This window comes from Microbacterium neungamense, assembly GCF_024971095.1.
Classification (GTDB): Bacteria; Actinomycetota; Actinomycetes; order Actinomycetales; family Microbacteriaceae; genus Microbacterium; species Microbacterium neungamense.
Map to the genome: position 1 here is coordinate 2446484 of NZ_CP069717.1, position 16867 is coordinate 2463350.

Sequence of the window (16867 nt, forward strand, 5' to 3'; positions counted from 1 at the left end):
GGTGGCGTTTCGTCTCGCTCCGCTCGCTCAACGACCGGTGGCGGCGACCTGGGCGGCGAGGAGGGTGACGAGCTCGTACACGACGTGGCTCGCGGCGATGCCGGTCATCTGGGCGTGGTCGTAGGGTGGTGCGACCTCCACGACGTCCGCGCCGACCACGTTCCGGTCGGTGAGCGCGCGCAGGATGCGCAGCAGCTCCCGGCTGGTGAGCCCGCCGGCCTCGGGCGTGCCGGTGCCCGGCGCGTGCGCGGGGTCGAGCACGTCGATGTCGATCGAGATGTACAGCGGCTTGTCGCCGATGCGGGTGCGGATGCGGTCGATGCCGGCCTCCACGCCGTGCTCCTCGATGTACTCGCTGGAGACGATCGAGAAGCCGAGCCGCTCGTCGTCCTCCAGGTCCTGCTTGGAGTAGAGCGGACCGCGGGTGCCGACGTGGCAGCTCGCGGTGAGGTCGATCAGCCCCTCCTCGCTCGCGCGCCGGAACGGCGTGCCGTGCGTGGTCGCCGCCGATCGTCACGATCCGCTGCACCTTCTCGCTCAGCTCCTTCGCGGCCTTCTCGATGCCGTCGACGGCTTCGGTGAGGTTGAACGGGTTGGCCGGGATGTCACCGGCATCCACCACCTGCGCGATCGCGAAGGGCGACACGTCCTGGGCCGGGTTGTACGGGCGCAGCAGCCGTCGCCGGTCCGCTCCAGCACCGACAGCACGAGCTCGGGGGCGGCGGCGCGGATCGCCTCGTCCTCCAGGTCCCGGTCGGCGCCGAAGAACCCCGCGGCGCGCAGCGCCGCATCCGGATCGGCCGGCCACGCGGCATCCGGACCGCCGGCCCACCCGGCATCCGGGCCCACCGACGACCCGGCATCCGGATCCAGCGGCGCGCCGAGGCGGCGCGCGGCCACGTCGAGGGCCTGGCGATCGCTGCGCCCCTCGACCAGTACGACCGTGTGCGTCCTCGGCATGGAACGACCCTACTGGGCACCTGCCGGGCACGCCCGCGGACGGCGCGCCGCCACCTCCCGTTCACCGGGGAGCGCCAGACTGCGAGCATGAGCGATGATCCTCCGCGCCCGGACGCCACGGCGAGCAGCGGCGCCGTCGGCGTGATCGGCCTGGAGCTGCGCGGGGACGAGCCGCCCTCGCGGAAGCAGATCTACTCGTGGGCGCTGTGGGACTGGGCCACCCAGCCGTTCAACACGGTGATCCTCACCTTCATCTTCACGGCGCTGTACCTCACGACCGACCGGTTCCTGCCGGCGTCGCTGCAGGGCCTAGCCGAGGACGACCCGGCCCGGGAGGCGGGCATCGCCGACCTCACCTCGGGTCTCGGGCTGGGCTCGACGATCGCGGGGCTGGCGATCCTGCTCGTCGCACCCGTGCTCGGGCAGCGGGCGGATGCCGCGGGGCGGCAGAAGCTCTGGCTCGGCATCGGCACCGGGGCGCTGGTGCTCTGCACCGCCGGCCTCTGGTTCGTCGAGCCGTCGCCGTCGCTGTTCTGGCTCGGGGTCGCCCTGATCTCGGCCGCGAGCGTGTTCGGCGAGATCGCGGCGGTCAACTCGAACGCGATGCTGATCGGCATCGCCACCCCGCGGACGGTCGGCCGGATCTCGGGCCTCGGGTGGGGCTTCGGCTACCTCGGCGGCATCCTCGCGCTGGTCATCGTCGTGGTGTTCTCCGTGTTCGACTGGTTCGGGATCAGCGAGGAGGGCGGGCTGCCGTTCCGCATCATCGCGCTCGGCTGCGCGCTGTGGACCGTGGTGTTCTCCATCCCGATCTTCCTCAACGTCCCTGAGCCGTCGCTCGGCCGGCCGGAGCGGCGGGTCGGCTTCTTCGCCTCGTACGGGCTGCTGGTGAAGGACGTCATCGGGCTGTACCGCAATCCGGTCACCCGGCCGACGTTCTGGTTCCTGCTCGCCAGCGCCGTCTTCCGCGACGGCCTCGGCGGCGTGTTCGCGTTCGGCGCCGTGATCGCCGCCGCGGTGTTCGGCTTCGGCTTCCTCGACCTGGTGTTCTTCGGGATCGCCGCCAACCTCATCGCCGGCGTCTCCACGATCATCGCGGGCCGCTTCGACGACCGTTTCGGGCCCAAGCGCGTGATCGTGTGGTCGCTCACCGCCATGGTGGCGGCGGGGCTCGCGGTCTTCCTGCTCACGGATGCCGGCAAGACGGTGTTCTGGATCGGCGGGCTCATCCTGTGCGCCTTCGTCGGCCCGGCGCAGTCCGCCGCGCGGTCGTTCCTGGCCCGGGTGACCCCCGCCGGACGCGAGGGCGAGATCTTCGGGCTGTACGCCACCACGGGCCGGGCGGCGAGCTGGATGGCGTCCGGGGCGTGGAGCCTGTTCATCCTGCTCACCGGTCGCACCGCCTTCGGCATCCTCGGCATCGTGCTGGTGCTGCTGGCCGGCCTGCTGCTGCTCCTGCCGCTGCGCGAGCGCCGGCCCGGCGGAGCCCTCAGGACCCGATGAACTCCTCGGCCTCGCCGAACGACGGCTCCTCACGGATCTCGACCGCGGCTCCGAGCCGGTCGGTGTCGAGCACGACGAGGTCGTTGCGGCCCTCCCGCCACAGCGGGGCGGGAGGGTACAGCGTCTCCTGCGGCCCGCGCTCCCAGTAGCGACCGAGCAGGAAGCCGTTCAGCCAGACCATGCCCTTCGCGCCGCCGGGGAAGGCGAGCCACGCGTCGAGCGGCTCGTCGATGTCGAAGGAGGCCACCGCGGACCCTGAGCCCCCCAGCGCGGACTCTGAGCCCCCCAGCGCGGACTCTGAGCCCCCCAGCGCGGACTCTGAGCCCCCCAGCGCGGACTCTGAAGCCCCCCAGCGCGGACCCTGAGCCCCCCAGCGCGGACCCTGAGCCTGTCGAAGGGTCGGCCGGCGCTTCGACAGGCTCGGCGTCCGCCCGTCCCGTGAGCACGCGTGCGTCCAGCCGTGCACGTACCGCCGTCCGATCACGACGCCCTGCAGGATGCCCTTGCGCTCCCCGGTCAGCGGCCCGTAGTTGATCCCGGCCGAGGCTCTCCACCAGGATCGTCAGGCGCCCGGAGCCGCCGGCCTCGGGCATCCGCAGCTCGTGCGAGCCGTCGTGCTCAAGGGTGCCGAGCCGCACCCCGTCGAGCAGGACGGTGGCCCGGTCGCGCAGCCCGAGCACGCCGAGCACGGCATCCGCCGGATACGAGACGTCGGCTTCGTAGGCGACGAGACCGTCCTCGGCGCCGAGCTCCTCGAAGCTGAGCGGCACCGGCGCGACGGCCCGCACCGGCAGCGCCCGCAGGATCTCCGGCAGCGAGGCGACGGGACGCAGGGGGGCGGATGCCGCGCGCCGGCGGCGCGGGGCATCCGGGATCGGCGGCAGGTCGCCGTCGTGGAACGGCGCGAACGCCGCGCGCAGCGCGTGGAACTTGTCGTTCAGCGTGCCGTCCTCGCCGATCGGCGCGTCGGAGTCGTAGCTGGTGACCGTCGGCTGCAGCACGCCGTCGTGGTTGGCGCCGTTCCACAAGCCGAAGTTCGTCCCGCCGTGCGCCATGTACAGGCTGACCGAGCCGCCGGCGTCCAGCAGCTCCTGCACGGTGCCGATCATGCTCGCAGCCGAGCGGACGTGGTGCTTCTCCCCCCAGTGGTCGAACCAGCCGCCCCACAGCTCGCTGCACATCAGCGCCTCGCCGTCGCGGCGCAGCTCCACGGCCTTCGGCACGCCGGTGCCGTCGCGCAGATGCGCGAGATAGGCGCCGTCGCTGCCGAAGGAGCCGTACTCGTTCTCCACCTGCACCAACCGGATGGGACCGCCGTGCGCGGCCTGTAGCGGCGCGAGCCGCGGGATCAGCACGTCGTACCAGGCGTCCACCGCGGCGAGGAAGACCGGATCGCTGGTGCGGAGCGCCCGCGTGCGCCCGCTCAGCCAGAACGGGATGCCGCCGTTGGACCACTCCGCGCAGATGTACGGGCTCGGGCGGAGGAACACGTCCAGCCCCACCGCGCCCGCGATGCGGATGAACCGCTCCACGTCGCGCCAGCCGGTGAAGTCGGGCCTGCCCTCGACCCGCTCGTGGAAGTTCCAGGCGACGTAGGTGTCGACCGTGTTCGCTCCCATCGCGGCGAGGCGGCGCAGCCGGTCCTCCCACTGGCCGGGGTGGATGCGGAAGTAGTGCACGGCCCCGGAGAGGATGCGGTGCGGGCGGCCGTCCCGGAGGAGCCCGCCGTCACGCCAGGTGAGGGACGGTGCGGCAGAAGGGGACATGGGGCTCCGAGCGGCGAGTGTTTGCGCTCACAGTACCGATGAGCTGATCGCCCTCGACCCCGCCCGGCTCAGCCTCGTGTACGTGCTCGACGGGGTGGTGCGCCCGCTCTCGCATCCGCGCCTGCCGGACGAGCTCCGCGCCGGCGACGCGCTGCTCTCCCGCGAGCCGCTCGCCCTGCTGCTGCCGGCCGGGTCGGGCATCCTGCTCTCCGAACTCGATCTGGACGAGCGCTCCGCCGAGGTCGCCGGGCTGCTGCCGACGGCGGCATGGATCCAGGGCTTCGACCGACTCGAGCCGGCCGCCGCGGCCCTCGCCCAGCACATGGGCGCCGACCGCGAGGGAGACTGCCCGAAGCGGGAGGGCGACCTCGTCATCTGCCGGATGATGGCCACCACGCTGCTGCAGTCCCTGATCCGCGCCTGGTCGACGATCGGCTGCGCCCCCGAGGGCTGGCCGCATCGCGCCGGCGACCCCTTCCTGGACCGCGTCCTCGACGCCGTCCATGCCGACCCCGGCCGGGAGTGGAAGCCGCCGATGCCGAACAGGGCGAGCAGCAGCACGATCCTGCCCGCGTCCACGGCCTGCCCGTCGGCCTGCACCCGCTCCAGCGCGAGGCGGATGTAGGTGTAGGCGAGGAAGTGGCCGAGCACCACGAGCACGTGACCCGCGACGCCGAGGGCGATGCCCGGGCGGCGCAGCGTGTCGAGCAGCACCGAGAGGCGGGCGACGTTCTCGGCCGGGACCGACGGCAGCAACAGGCGCAGCGCCACGGCGAGCAGGCCGGTGGCGAGGGCCGCGAGGGCGAACACGCCCCGCCAGTCGATGACGGCGCTGAGCATGACGCCGATCGGCACGCCGGCGACGGTCGCCAGCGACGTCCCGGCGGAGGTGAACATCACCGCGCGGCCGAGCCGCTCGGGGCCTGCGATCCGGGCGGCGACCGTGATCGACATCGCCCAGAAGCCGGAGAGGGCGGCGCCGAGGAGGACGCGCGCGAGCAGCAGGAGCGGCAGGGTGGGGGCGATGGCGACGATCGCGTTGGACGCCGCCGCGGCCGCGGCCATCCACACCAGCAGCGCGCGGCGGTCCAGGCGCGGCAGCGCGAGCCCGATCGTGGGGGCGACGAACAGGCCGACGAGGGCGGTCACGGTCACCATCTGCCCGGCCTGGCCCGGCGTCACCCGCAGCTCGGCGGCGATCTCGGTGAGCACGCCGTTGGGCAGGAACTCCGCGGTGACGAGCAGGAAGCTCATCGTCATCATGGCGAGCAGCGCGCCGTAGCGCAGGCGGGGCGGGGCGGCGGATGCGACGGGCAGGGGTGCGGTCGTGGTCATGCTTCCAGCCTCGCCCGGCGGCGGGGCGGATGCCCGACCGTCCGTCCGCGGCATCCGACGGATCGTCCGGAAGCCCCGCGCGGCGGTTCAGCCGCCGACGGACCCCGCGTCGGTGACACCGACGTCGGTGCGGTGGAAGTTGTGGAAGGACCGGGATGCCGTGGGCCCGCGCTGCCCCTGGTAGCGGTTGCCGTACGGACCGGAGCCGTACGGGTTCTCCGCGGGCGAGGTGAGCCGGAAGAAGCAGAGCTGTCCGATCTTCATGCCCGGCCACAGCTTGATCGGGAGCGTCGCGACGTTGGCGAGCTCGAGCGTGACGTGGCCGGTGAATCCCGGATCGATAAACCCGGCCGTGGAGTGGGTGATCAGGCCGAGGCGGCCCAGCGACGACTTGCCCTCCAGGCGGGCGGCGATGTCGTCGGCGAGGGTCACCCGCTCGAAGGTCGCGCCGAGGGCGAACTCGCCCGGGTGCAGGATGAACGGCTCGTCGGGCGACACCTCGATCAGCCGGGTGAGCTCGGGCTGGTCCTCGGACGGATCGATGAACGGGTACTTGTGGTTGTCGAAGAGACGGAAGTAGCGGTCGAGCCGGACGTCGACGCTGGACGGCTGGACCATCTGCGGGTCGTGCGGGTCGAGGCCGATGCGGCCTGACGCGAGCTCTGCTCTGATGTCGCGATCGCTGAGAAGCACGGGATCAGCCTAACGGGCGGCGGGAGGGCGGACCGGGCCGCGTGACGGCGGACGGCGGGCGAGGGGCGGACCGGTCCGCGCGTCGGCGCGGTGCGACCGCGAGGTTTGTTATGCTGGCCAGACGCCGCAAGGCTCCGGGGCTGTAGTTCAATGGCAGAACTTCTGCTTCCCAAGCAGACAGCGCGGGTTCGATTCCCGTCAGCCCCTCCACACGCGAAGAGCGCCCCGCCACCACACGCCGGGCGATCTTCGGCATCCGGCGCCTTCCGTGGCCCCGCCGTCACTCGTGATCGTCGCCCTCCATCAGCATTCCGACCGAGGTGGCACACGTGTCCCCGCTCCAGGCCTCCACGCCCTCACGCACCGCGAAGCCAGCGATGACGAGCGCGGCGAGCGAGTCCGCCCACCACCAGCCCAGCCCCGCGTGCAGCACCAGCCCGACGAGAAGCGCCGCGCTCAGGTACGTGCAGATGAGAGCCTGCTTCGAGTCGGCGACCGCCGTCGCCGATTCCGCCTCCCGCCCGGTGACGCGCTCCCACCAAGACAGGAACGGCGTGACGAGCACGCTCACCGTGGCGATCGCGATGCCGAGCGGCGAATGCTCCGGCTCCACCCACCACCCGGCGAGCGTGAGCGCGGCGCTCACGGCGACCCAGGCGGCGAGCGCGAAGAACGCGATTGCGATGATCCTCAGCACCGGCTTCTCCCAGCGCCCCGGGTCGCGGCGCGTGAACTGCCAGGCGACCGCCGCGGCCGAGGACGCCGCGCTCCCCGCGGCGAGCGCCACGACCGCTTCGAGCACGTTGTATCCGATCGTGATGCCGACGATGAGACGGATCCGGCGATACAGCAGCGCCCGCCGCGCCGCCGTCCCGGCGGTCACTCCGCTCCCGCGCAGCATCCGAGGACGTCGCAGGCCCCGTCGCAGCACGTCTCGTTCTCCGCGACCGCGACGGTGACACGCAGCAGCTCGCGGATGGCCGCGGCGAGGTGCGGGTCCGCGACCTCATAACGGGTCCGCCGGCCTCGGGGTTCGGCGACGACGAGACCGCAGCCGCGCAGGCACGACAGGTGGTTCGAGACGTTCTGCCGGGTGAGGCCGAGCTCCTCGGCGAGGTCGGCCGGGTACCGGCCGCCCTCGAGGAGCTCGAGCAGGATGCGGGAGCGCGTGCGGTCGGACATGGCGCGGCCGAGCCGGATCATCACGTCGGCGGCGGTCATGGCGGGCATGAACAGATAATACATCATTGGCTGTACTATTGGCGATGTCGGTGGCTGCCACGAGAATCGTCCACACCGAGCAATCCAACGGGCGTCACTTCCGCCTGTCTGCCAGTGATGGCGCCCGTGAGAAGCGAGAATGGAGACGTGACGTCCGTGACCCCCGAACAGCTTGCAGATACGGCGGAGCTGCGAAAGGCGCGCGGGGCGTTCTTCACCCCCTCCGAGATCACGGAGTTCATCGCCGGGTGGGCACTGCGGGATGCCTCCGACCGAGTGATGGAACCTTCTGCTGGAGATGCAGCGTTTCTCATCGCGGCCGTGAAGCGCCTTCACTCCCTGGCGGATTCCCCGCAGATCGCGCCCCGAGTCGACGGCGTCGAGATCCATGCTCACAGCGCGGAGGTTGCCCGGCGGCGGGTGATGGAAGCCGGAGGCATACCGGCGATTCAGCACGACGACTTCTTCTGCGTCGAACCACTACCGACCTATGACGCGGTGATCGGCAACCCGCCGTACATCAGATATCAGGACTTCTCCGGCGAGTCCCGGATGCGCGCGCGCGCAGCTGCTCTCCGCGCGGGCGTTCCGCTCACCGGCCTCGCGTCGAGTTGGGCGGCGTTCACGGTACACGGCGCGCAGTTCTTGCGCCCCGGCGGTCGGCTCGGCCTCGTGCTTCCCGCGGAGTTGCTCTCGGTCAACTATGCGGCCCCGGTGCGCCGGTTTTTGTTCGACAGTTTCGCCGACGTCACCCTCGTCCTTTTCGATGAGCAGGTCTTCCCCGAGGCCGAGGCCGACGTCGTGCTGCTCCTCGCCGATGGCTTCGGTCTTGGCCCGGCCACACATGCGACGATCCGGCAGACAAGGAACGCCGAGACCTTGCCTCTCCTCGACCGTGGGTCGAAGTGGCAACCCATGGACCCTTCCGCCAAGTGGACGAGCAGCCTCATCACCGCAGCCGCGGCCGACTCCCTGATCTCCCTCGCGGACGACGGAGCCTTCCGCGACCTTGAGACGTGGGGCGACACCACCCTCGGCATCGTCACCGGCAACAACCGCTTCTTCACGATGTCACCCGCGCGGGCGGCAGAGCTGGGGCTCGCTCAGGAGGAACTTGTTCGGCTGTCCCCTCCAGGCAGCGCGCACCTCCGCGGTCTCTCACTGACGACGGGGATGCTGACTCGGCTCGGGGCGGACGGATCCTCAACGCTGCTGTTCGCCCCGGGAGAGACCTTGAGCTCCGCTGCGGCGGCGTATATCGAAAGCGGGCACCGCACCGGTGTCGACACCGCGTACAAGTGCCGCGTGAGAAAGCCGTGGTACAAGGTCCCGCTCGTCCCACCTGCCGACCTGCTCCTCACGTGCATGAACGCCGACACGCCTCGGTTGACGACGAATACAGCCCGAGCCCACCACTTGAACTCGGTGCACGGCGTGTACCTCGCGGACCAGCATCGTGATCTCGGTGTCGAGCTCCTTCCGCTCGCAAGCCTGAACTCCGTGACCGTGTTGCACGCCGAGCTGGTCGGGCGCGCGTACGGCGGTGGGATTCTGAAGATCGAGCCCCGGGAAGCGGACCGATGGCTGATGCCGAGCCCGGCACTAGTGCGCTCCCGCGCAGAGCGGCTGCGCGAGATCAGGCCGGCGATCGGGAGGCTGCTCCGACAGGGACGCCTTCTCGACGCCGTGCACCAGGTCGATGAAGTGCTTCTCGAGGACCCGGGCGTGATGGCAGGCGAGCGGCTCGCACTGGTTCGGGACGCACGCATCGAGATGGCCAGGCGACGGACAGCGAGGGGGCAGCGTGCCCGGTGAACCGAGCGCGAAGGAGAGAGCGTGGGTGCTCTTCGACCGGATTGTCGCGGATGCGGCCCCGGCCGGTGAACACTCGAATCCCTGGTACCGAGACGATGAGGGGACGCTGCGATACGGCCCCGACTACGAAACCCTGAGCCGGCTGCTCGGGGTGCCGCTCTATCTCGGGGCGGATACGCGCACGGGCGTTCCCGCCCTCGCGCTGGACGTGTGGATCAGCTACGAACTGCGCCGCGCTGGTTTCGACGAGGACGCTGTCTGGCCCCGTCCGATCCACCCGCGCATCCTTCCGGCGCCTGTGGCCAACCTACGTCGCGCACTACGAGGCAAAGAGCGGGTGATGTTGGACGCACGGCTTGCCAAGAAGGCGACGGTTCCGGGAGTCACCGCGGCGAGCGCCAGCATCCTCGGTAAGAACTACTTCAAGCAGGTCGACGTCATCATGACCGACTGGGCGACGGGACCCGAGCTGCTGATATCCACGAAGCGCATGGACTCGTCGTATGGCAAGAACGCGGCGAATCGGGTCGAGGAGTCCTACGGGGATGCCAAGAACCTGCGGCTGCGCCATCCGCTGGCGGCCCTCGGATTCGTGTTCGGCCTGCGCTCGGACATCCTTGAGAAGGAGCCCGAAACGGCCGAATGGCTGGTCGATCTGCTCGCCAAGCTAGGGCGCGAGGACGATGCGTACCATGCGACGTGCCTCATCATGATCGAATATGACGACGATCTCGTGGTCCCCACCGAAACGGGAGAAGACCCCGAGAACCCGCTCATCGCCGCCGGACTGGTCGAGGACCCGGATGCCGAGGAGGACGTTCTGGACGTACCGGCCCCAGATGTCGAGCGCGACCTCGCCGCTCTGCCTCCTGTGCGGATACGCCACGATGCGATGCCGCTCCACCTCACGCCGAGCCGATTCCTCGAATCGATGGTCGACCGCGTGCTCGACGCGACGCCTGTCAACCTCCACAAAGCGGCGCGGCAGCGCCGGCGCACCCCGGCAGCCCTCGGCTAGGCTCCGCCCGGCATTGTGCTGCAGGGCGCCTCGGTCAGGCCTCGCCGGCCATCCGGTACGCCCCGCTCTCCAGTCGTGCGATGAGCTCGCGCACCCACCGGGCGGCGCTGTCGACGGTGTGCGCCCACAGCTTCACCGCCTCGATGTGATGCTCCCAGTCCTCTCCCTGGTGACGGGCGAGCTCGTCCGCGATCTGCGCCCGCTGCCGCTCGTGGGCGGCCAGGCGTTCGGTCAGGAGCTCGATCACCCGCGAGCGCGCGAGAGCCGGCATGAAGCCGATGCCCGCCATGGTGGCGGAGAAGTCGTCGTCCGCCCCGCCCAGCGCCCGTTCCAGCAGCTGGAGGAACGCCTTCTCGCCGGCGGGGGTCAGTGCGTACTCGGTCTTCGCCGGCCCGGCCGCGGGCGCGCTCGGGGCGACCTCCGCCAGCAGGCCCTCGTCGCGCAGCTTGCGCAGGCCGTGATAGATCGAGCCGCGCTCGACGCTGCCCCAGCGGTGCACCGCCCAGGACTCCAGGTCGCGGCGCACCTGGTAGCCGTGCGCGCTGCCGCGCTGCCGCACCGCCCCCAGGATCAGCAGCCTCGTCGCCGTCATGACTCCTCCTCCCCGCCCCAGACTAGTCCAGTTTGACTAGCAGCTCCCCTCGTTTTAGGGTCTAGTCAAGTTGTACTAGCTCGCGAGCGGGGAGGACCGCAGCATGCACATCGTGATCGCCGGAGCATCCGGCGCGACCGGCCGTCTTCTGACCGCGCAGGCGCATGCGGCCGGGCACGAGGTCACCGCCCTGGTCCGCCCTGCCAGCTCGTGGGCACCCGGCCCCGGCATCCGCGTGCTCCGCGCCGACGTCGTGGCCGACCACGCCGTGCGGCTGCCCGAAGGCACGGATGTCGTGATCTCCACCCTCGGCAAGCGCTCGTACGACGACACCGCACCGGTGTGCGCGGGTGGCGTGACCAATCTCCTCGGCGCCATGCGCCGCCAGGGCGTCTCGCGGATCGTCGCCACCTCGGCATCCCCCGTCCTGCGTTCGGGTGCGGGCGAGCCGTGGTGGTTCCGCGGGATCGTGCGCCCGCTCGTGCGGCGCTCCGGCCCGAACATCTACAGCGACCTCGAGGCGATGGAGCAGGTGCTGCAGGCATCCGGCGACGACATCGAGTGGACGGTGCTGCGCCCCGGTTACCTCGTCGACAAGCCGCGCACCCGCTACGAGCTGTTTCCCGAGATAAACGGCATCGGACGCGTCCATCGCGCCGACCTGGCCGCGGCTCTGCTCGACGTGGCGACGCGGTCGGACCTGGGTGGACGCGCATTCGGGCTCGTCAGCCGTCCTCGCAGGCCGATTCCGGCCAGGAACGCGACGGCCGCGGCATGAGCCGGTCGGGGCGCGAGCGGCTTCTCGCGTTCGGGTTCGCAGCGGACGGCGTGTTCAAGCTCGCCGTCGCCGTGGCACTGACGGTGCTGATCGCGCCGGCGAGCACGCTGCTGCACGCGGACCCGCCGCTGGCGCTCCTCACGGCGCTGGTGATCGCGGGCAGCGGCATCGTGGAGATCGGCTTCGCGATGCGCGCGGCACGCCTGCGCGGACACAGCCGGTTCCTCGCGACCTACGACGCCGGCTTGGTCATCGCCTCGCTCGCTGCGTGGTGGCTCGCCGGAGAGGATCGCGGCGGGCTCGTCGGGGCGGTGTGGCTGGGGTACCAGCTGGCGGCGTCCACGGTCCTCGCCGCGCTCCTTCTGCGGAAGCTGAGGAGCGCGGCGAGGGATCTCGGCTGAGGCCTGAGGCTACTCGGCGCCGACCTTCTTCGCGTCATCGGCGTTCAGCACGCGGAACAGCACCGCGCCCACCACCGCGCCGAGGACCGGCGCGATGATGTAGAGCCACAGCGAGCTCCAGGCGACGTGACCGCTCATCGACAGGCCGAGGGCCACCGCCGGGTTGAAGCCGCCGCCGGAGATGCTGCCCACGGTGGTCGCATCCTGGGCGACGTCCTCGGCGCCGGCGTCTACGCGCTGATGGGCGTGCTGTCCGAGAAGGTGGGCGGGATGCTGTGGGTGCCGCTGCTGCTGGCCCTGCTGCTGGCCCTGCTCACCGCCGGCTCCTACGCGGAGCTGGTCACGAAGTACCCGCGCGCCGGCGGGGCGGCGGTGTTCGCCGAGCGCACGTTCCGCAGCCCGCTCCTGGCCTTCCTGGTCGGGTTCAGCATGCTCGCCGCCGGCGTCACCAGCGCCGCCGGGCTCGCGATCGCGTTCTCCGGCGAGTACTTCCAGACCTTCCTGCCGCTGCCGGTGCTGCCGGTCGCTCTCGTCTTCCTCGCCGCCATCGCCGCGCTGAACGCCCGCGGCATCCGCGAGTCGATGGGCGCCAACCTCGTGATGACGGTCATCGAGCTCAGCGGCCTGGTCATCGTCGTGGTCGTCGTCGCGCTCTTCCTGGCCCGCGGCGGGGGCGACCTCGCCCGCGCGATGCAGCCGCCGGAGGGCACCGGCGTCGGCCTCGCCCTGTTGTCGGGGGCGATCGTCGCCTACTACTCCTTCGTCGGCTTCGAGACCTCCGCCAACGTCATCGAGGAGGTGAAGCGCCCCAGCCGCACCTACCCGCGCGCACTGTTCGGCGCCCTCGTCACGGCCGGCGCCGTCTACGTCCTGGTCGGCCTGGCCAGTGCGGCGGCGCTCCCGGCATCCGAGCTGCAGGAATCCACAGGCCCGCTGCTCGCCGTCGTCGAGGCGACCGGCGCGGGCATCCCGTCCTGGCTGTTCAGCCTCATCGCCCTCATCGCCGTCGCCAACGGCGCCCTGCTGACGATGATCATGGCGAGCCGCCTCACCTACGGGATGGCCGACCAGGGCCTGCTGCCCGAGGTGCTCGCCCGCGTGCTGCCCCGCCGGCGCACGCCGTGGGTCGCGATCCTCGCCACCACCCTCGTGGCGATGCTGCTCACTCTCGTCGGCGATCTCGCCACGCTCGCCGAGACGGTGGTGCTGCTGCTCCTCTTCGTCTTCCTGAGCGCGAACGTCTCCGTCCTGGTGCTGCGGCGCGACGCGGTGGCGCACGAGCACTTCCGGGTGTGGACGGCGGTGCCGGTGCTCGGCATCGGCTCGTGCATCCTGCTGCTGACCCAGCAGCGCCCGGTGGTGTGGCTGTTCGCGGCGATCCTGCTCGCCGCCGGCGCCGTGCTCTACGCGCTCGCGCGGTGGTCGCGTCGTCGCGAGCGGCGGCAGACGGATGCCGCTACAGCCAGCCTTTCTTCTTGAAGACCACCCACAGCCCGAAGCCCATCGCGAGCATCAGCCCGATCGCCATCGGGTAGCCCCACTCCCAGTCCAGCTCCGGCATGGTGTCGAAGTTCATACCGTAGATGCCGCCGATGATGGTCGGCGCGAAAAGGATCGCCGCCCAGCCGGAGATCTTCTTCACCTCGTCGTTCTGCCGGATGCTGAGCTCGGTCATCCGCCGCATCTCCTCGTTCTGCCGCCGGGCGACGATGGTGGACTCGACGGTGAGCGCGTTGTCGAGGATGGTGCGGAAGGTGGCGGCGCGATCGGCGATGCGGATGCTGTGGTCGTGCACGTCCCGCAGGTGGCGCTGCAGCTCCTCCTCCACCGCGTACTTCTCACCGCCGCGCAGCAGCGCCTCGATCATGCCGGTGAGCGGCTGCGCGGCGCGCTGGAAGTCGATGACCTCGCGCGCGAGCTCGTAGATGCGCTGGGTGGCGTCGACGTCCTCGACGAACAGTTCGCTCTCGATCTCGTCGATGTCGTTCTCGAGGCCCGCGACGACCGGCCCGTACTCGTCCACCACCTCGTCGACGATCGCGTACAGCACCGCCTCCGGCCCGAGCGCGAGCAGCTCGGGCTGCGACTCCATGCGCCGGCGCACCTTGGCCAGGTTCGGCGACTCGGCGTGGCGGATCGTGACGACGAAGTCGGGCCCCACGAAGACGTGCAGCTCGCCGAACTCGACCTCCTCCTCGGCGTCCAGGTAGCGGGCGGGGCGGAGGACGACGAAGAGGATGTCGTCGTAGCGCTCGATCTTGGGCCGCTGGTGGCCGCTGAGGGCGTCCTCGACGGCGAGCTCGTGCAGCCCGAACTCGTCCGCGACGGCGCGGACCTCGTCCTCGCTGGGCCGGTACAGGCCGATCCAGCCCATGCCGCCGCGGCTCCGCATCAGCTCGAAGGTCTCGGCGAGACTCTCCGGGTTCTCGGTGCGGATGCCGTCGACGTAGATGCCGTTGTCGATCATCGCCATGGGCCTGCTCCTCCCGTACGCCCTGCCGACTCTAGCGGGCACGCCGGCGCGCGGGGCTCTCCCGCGCGCCGGCGCGGGGCGGTCAGGAGCGGCGACGGCGGAGCCGCAGGACCGCGGTCACCGCGGCCGCGACGAGCACGAGGGCGCCCAGGCCCCAGAGCAGCGCTGCGGGCACCGCGTCGGCGGCGGGCGCCTCCTCGGGCTCCGCGCTCTCGTCCGGGGCGGCGGTCTCGGCCGGCTCGGTGGTCTCGGCCGGCGCGGCGGTCTCCGGGGTCGCGGATGCCACGGTGAAGCCGAACTCGCCCGAGATGGGGTGCCCGTCGCTGGAGACCACCTGCCAGGCGACGCGGTAGGCGCCGTCGGCCATGCCCTGCCGCAGCGGCACCGTGACGGTCTCGGCCTGGACGACGGGCGCCCCGTCGGCCCACTCGCGTCCGGCCTCGTCCGTGACGACCACGGCCGTGCCGCTGTTCTCGCCCTCCAGCGCGAGCAGGCTGTTCGAGTAGGTGAGGACGAGCTGCTCGGGCGCGGCGGTCAGCTGCTGCCCGTCGGCCGGGTCGCTGGAGACGAGCTCGTCGTGGGCGGATGCCGGGCCGGCGACCGCGAGGACGGCGACGGTCGCGACGGCGAGGCCGGCGAGGAGGGTGCGGATGCGGGACATGAGGGAACCTCTCTTTCGGATGCCGCGGAGGGCATCTTTCGGATGCCGCACGGGGCGGCGTCATCGTCTGGGCGCCCGGGCGTCCCGGGCGCGGGGAAGCGCCGCGCGTCGTGCGCGGGCCGGCCGCCGTCGGCGGCGGAGGACTCAGACGAGGCGGAGAGGGGGACCGCGGCGGCACAGATCCCGCAGCGGCGGGTCCTGCCGCACCGGGGCGGGGACGGCGACCGGCAGCGGCGTGCGCGGCGCGGTGTGCGGCCGCGCGGGGACGAGGGCGGGGCGGCCGAGCCACGCCGCGAGAGCGGATGCCAGCGCGCGCAGCGCGTGCACGATCCGCTCACCGCGGTACAGCAGCACCACGGTCAGCGCCGCGGCGACCGCGTGCCCCGCCCACATCGCGGCGGTGTCCGGCACGAAGGCCGCAGCGGCGGCCGGGCTCCCGACCGGGCCTCCGACCGGCCGATCCGCGAGCGCCGGCAGCGCCGGCACCCCGTGCTCGTGCGGGCCGAGCCCGGTGCGCGGGGCGATGCCGCCGAGCACGAACAGCGCGTGGAACAGCAGCTGCGAGATCGCCACGGATGCCGTCAGCCGCACCGGCGACAGCCGCCGGCCGGCGAGCAGCGTGCACACCATGAGCGACAGCAGCCACGGCACGGCGATGCCCAGCATCCCGGGCATCCCGCCGCCGGCGAAGACGTGCGACGCGAGCGCGACGAAGGTCGCGACCGAGGCGGCGGCGAACCCACGGATGACGTGGGGCCTGCGGGACGTGCGCACCCCTCCATCCTCGCACGCGCGCCCGAGGCGCCCCCGGGCGCGGACCCGACGCGGCCAGCGGCACCTCGGCCTCGGGCAGCGCGTTCCGGTCGCGGCCCTCCCACACCGCACCCGCGCTGGCCACCACGACGAGCGCGATGCCGGCGACCTCCAGAGGGGACAGGTGCTGCCCCAGCACCAGGAAGCCGGCCAGGCTTGCGGTCGCGGGGCCCAGGCTCATCAGCACGCCGAACACGGCCGGCGCGAGCCGGCGCAGCGCGATCAGCTCGAAGGCGTACGGGATGGTCGACGACATCAGCGCGACGGCGGCGCCCAGGGCGACCAGCTCGATCCGCAGCAGCGCCGACCCGGCATCCGCGATCCCGAACGGGAGTGCCATGATCGCCCCGAACCCCATCGCGAACGCGAGTCCGTCCAGGCCGCGGAACGCGCGGCCGACCCGGGCGGAGCATAGGATGTACGCCGCCCAGCTGACCGCCGCCCCGAGCGCGAACAGGACGCCGGGCAGCGTGAGCCGGTCCCAGCCCCCGCCGCCCAGGGCCAGGATGCCCAGCAGCGCCACGCCCGCCCAGATCCATCCGGCGCGGGTGCGGCCGACGATCACCGAGAGCGCCAGCGGGCCGAGCACCTCGATCGTCACCGTGACCCCGAGCGGCAGCTCGCTCAGGGCGAGGGAGAACATCCCGTTCATCGCCGCGATCACCGCGCCGAACAGGGCGGCGGCGCGCCAGGCCCGTGCGGTGTGACCGCGCAGCGCCGGCCGCGCCACGAGCATCAGGATGACCGTGGAGAACACCAGCCGGAGCATGACCATGCCGAGCGGCCCCACGGCGGGGAAGAGCAGCACGGCGAGCGCGGCGCCGGCCTCCTGCGCGAG

The 16867-nt window shown here is 71.9% G+C and carries 17 protein-coding genes, 1 tRNA gene and 3 pseudogenes; 8 read left to right on the forward strand and 13 right to left on the reverse strand.

Going from position 1 to position 16867, the window contains the following annotated elements; translation table 11 throughout:
• Positions 1-27: 27 nt before the first annotated feature.
• A pseudogene (locus JSY13_RS11960) lies at positions 28-832 on the reverse strand (arginase family protein).
• 215 nt (positions 833-1047) lie between these two features.
• Between JSY13_RS11960 and JSY13_RS11965 the strand changes: the two are divergent.
• The gene (locus JSY13_RS11965; protein WP_259606879.1) at positions 1048-2463 is read left to right on the forward strand and encodes an MFS transporter; all 1416 of its coding nucleotides are present in this window, start codon (positions 1048-1050) and stop codon (positions 2461-2463) included.
• Here JSY13_RS11965 and JSY13_RS12610 read toward each other — a convergent pair.
• The 4 genes and pseudogenes from JSY13_RS12610 to dcd all read right to left on the reverse strand — a co-directional run bounded on the left by JSY13_RS12610 (position 2450) and on the right by dcd (position 6257).
• Positions 2450-2947 carry a hypothetical protein gene (locus JSY13_RS12610; protein WP_336297714.1) on the reverse strand — a complete coding sequence of 166 codons (498 nt, stop codon included), beginning with the start codon at positions 2945-2947 and terminating at the stop codon, positions 2450-2452. The two genes, JSY13_RS11965 and JSY13_RS12610, sit on opposite strands and share 14 nt — an antisense overlap.
• Before the next feature lie 112 nt (positions 2948-3059).
• Positions 3060-4229, reverse strand: a pseudogene (locus JSY13_RS11970) (beta-galactosidase); the annotation flags it as partial.
• A 27-nt stretch (positions 4230-4256) separates the two neighbouring features.
• Positions 4257-5564, reverse strand: a complete 1308-nt coding sequence (locus tag JSY13_RS11975; protein ID WP_259606881.1) for an MFS transporter — start codon at positions 5562-5564, stop codon at positions 4257-4259.
• 87 nt (positions 5565-5651) lie between these two features.
• On the reverse strand, positions 5652-6257 hold the full coding sequence (gene dcd / locus JSY13_RS11980; protein ID WP_259606882.1) for a dCTP deaminase: 606 nt from the start codon (positions 6255-6257) through the stop codon (positions 5652-5654).
• A gap of 136 nt (positions 6258-6393) precedes the next feature.
• On the opposite strand from dcd, the gene JSY13_RS11985 reads away from it, so the two are divergent.
• Positions 6394-6467: transfer RNA gene (locus JSY13_RS11985), tRNA-Gly, on the forward strand.
• Positions 6468-6537: 70 nt separating this feature from the next.
• Here the strand turns inward: JSY13_RS11985 and JSY13_RS11990 are convergent.
• Together JSY13_RS11990 and cmtR are read right to left on the reverse strand one after the other, a co-directional pair.
• Entirely contained in the window at positions 6538-7140 is a 603-nt protein-coding gene (locus JSY13_RS11990) for a cation efflux transmembrane domain-containing protein (protein WP_259606883.1), read from the reverse strand.
• On the reverse strand, positions 7137-7487 hold the full coding sequence (gene cmtR / locus JSY13_RS11995) for a Cd(II)/Pb(II)-sensing metalloregulatory transcriptional regulator CmtR (RefSeq protein ID WP_259606884.1): 351 nt from the start codon (positions 7485-7487) through the stop codon (positions 7137-7139). The genes JSY13_RS11990 and cmtR overlap by 4 nt, the downstream gene beginning before the upstream one ends.
• A 138-nt stretch (positions 7488-7625) precedes the next feature.
• Between cmtR and JSY13_RS12000 the strand changes: the two genes are divergently transcribed.
• Both JSY13_RS12000 and JSY13_RS12005 read left to right on the forward strand, forming a co-directional pair.
• Positions 7626-9293: an HsdM family class I SAM-dependent methyltransferase gene (locus JSY13_RS12000; protein ID WP_259606885.1), complete on the forward strand. Its 1668-nt coding sequence runs from the start codon at positions 7626-7628 to the stop codon at positions 9291-9293.
• A 25-nt stretch (positions 9294-9318) separates the two neighbouring features.
• Entirely contained in the window at positions 9319-10311 is a 993-nt protein-coding gene (locus tag JSY13_RS12005) for a hypothetical protein (RefSeq protein WP_259606886.1), read from the forward strand.
• A 34-nt stretch (positions 10312-10345) separates the two neighbouring features.
• Here the strand turns inward: JSY13_RS12005 and JSY13_RS12010 are convergent, their stop codons facing one another.
• Positions 10346-10903, reverse strand: coding sequence for a PadR family transcriptional regulator (locus JSY13_RS12010; RefSeq protein ID WP_259606887.1), 558 nt, complete (start codon positions 10901-10903; stop codon positions 10346-10348).
• 103 nt (positions 10904-11006) lie between these two features.
• Between JSY13_RS12010 and JSY13_RS12015 the strand changes: the two genes are divergently transcribed.
• Together JSY13_RS12015 and JSY13_RS12020 are read left to right on the forward strand one after the other, a co-directional pair.
• Positions 11007-11681, forward strand: a complete 675-nt coding sequence (locus JSY13_RS12015; protein WP_259606888.1) for an NAD(P)-dependent oxidoreductase — start codon at positions 11007-11009, stop codon at positions 11679-11681.
• Positions 11678-12082, forward strand: coding sequence for a hypothetical protein (locus tag JSY13_RS12020; protein WP_259606889.1), 405 nt, complete (start codon positions 11678-11680; stop codon positions 12080-12082). The genes JSY13_RS12015 and JSY13_RS12020 overlap by 4 nt, the downstream gene beginning before the upstream one ends.
• Positions 12083-12091: 9 nt before the next feature.
• Here JSY13_RS12020 and JSY13_RS12025 read toward each other — a convergent pair whose 3' ends face one another.
• Positions 12092-12274, reverse strand: coding sequence for an aquaporin (locus JSY13_RS12025; protein ID WP_259606890.1), 183 nt, complete (start codon positions 12272-12274; stop codon positions 12092-12094).
• Between JSY13_RS12025 and JSY13_RS12030 the strand changes: the two genes are divergently transcribed.
• The gene (locus JSY13_RS12030) at positions 12209-13561 is read left to right on the forward strand and encodes an APC family permease (RefSeq protein ID WP_432806415.1); all 1353 of its coding nucleotides are present in this window, start codon (positions 12209-12211) and stop codon (positions 13559-13561) included. The two genes, JSY13_RS12025 and JSY13_RS12030, sit on opposite strands and share 66 nt — an antisense overlap.
• Here JSY13_RS12030 and corA read toward each other — a convergent pair.
• The 4 genes and pseudogenes from corA to JSY13_RS12050 form a co-directional block, all read right to left on the reverse strand.
• Positions 13539-14555: a magnesium/cobalt transporter CorA gene (gene corA / locus JSY13_RS12035; protein ID WP_259606891.1), complete on the reverse strand. Its 1017-nt coding sequence runs from the start codon at positions 14553-14555 to the stop codon at positions 13539-13541. The genes JSY13_RS12030 and corA overlap by 23 nt on opposite strands.
• An 82-nt stretch (positions 14556-14637) precedes the next feature.
• Positions 14638-15216 (reverse strand): copper resistance CopC family protein, encoded by a 579-nt coding sequence (locus JSY13_RS12040; protein ID WP_259606892.1) that lies wholly within the window; start codon positions 15214-15216, stop codon positions 14638-14640.
• 144 nt (positions 15217-15360) lie between these two features.
• Positions 15361-15990, reverse strand: coding sequence for a hypothetical protein (locus tag JSY13_RS12045; RefSeq protein WP_259606893.1), 630 nt, complete (start codon positions 15988-15990; stop codon positions 15361-15363).
• A gap of 169 nt (positions 15991-16159) precedes the next feature.
• Positions 16160-16630: pseudogene (locus JSY13_RS12050) on the reverse strand (EamA family transporter); the annotation flags it as partial.
• Between JSY13_RS12050 and JSY13_RS12055 the strand changes: the two are divergent.
• Positions 16536-16736: a hypothetical protein gene (locus JSY13_RS12055; RefSeq protein WP_259606894.1), complete on the forward strand. Its 201-nt coding sequence runs from the start codon at positions 16536-16538 to the stop codon at positions 16734-16736. The pseudogene JSY13_RS12050 and the gene JSY13_RS12055 overlap by 95 nt on opposite strands.
• Positions 16737-16867 lie beyond the last annotated feature (131 nt).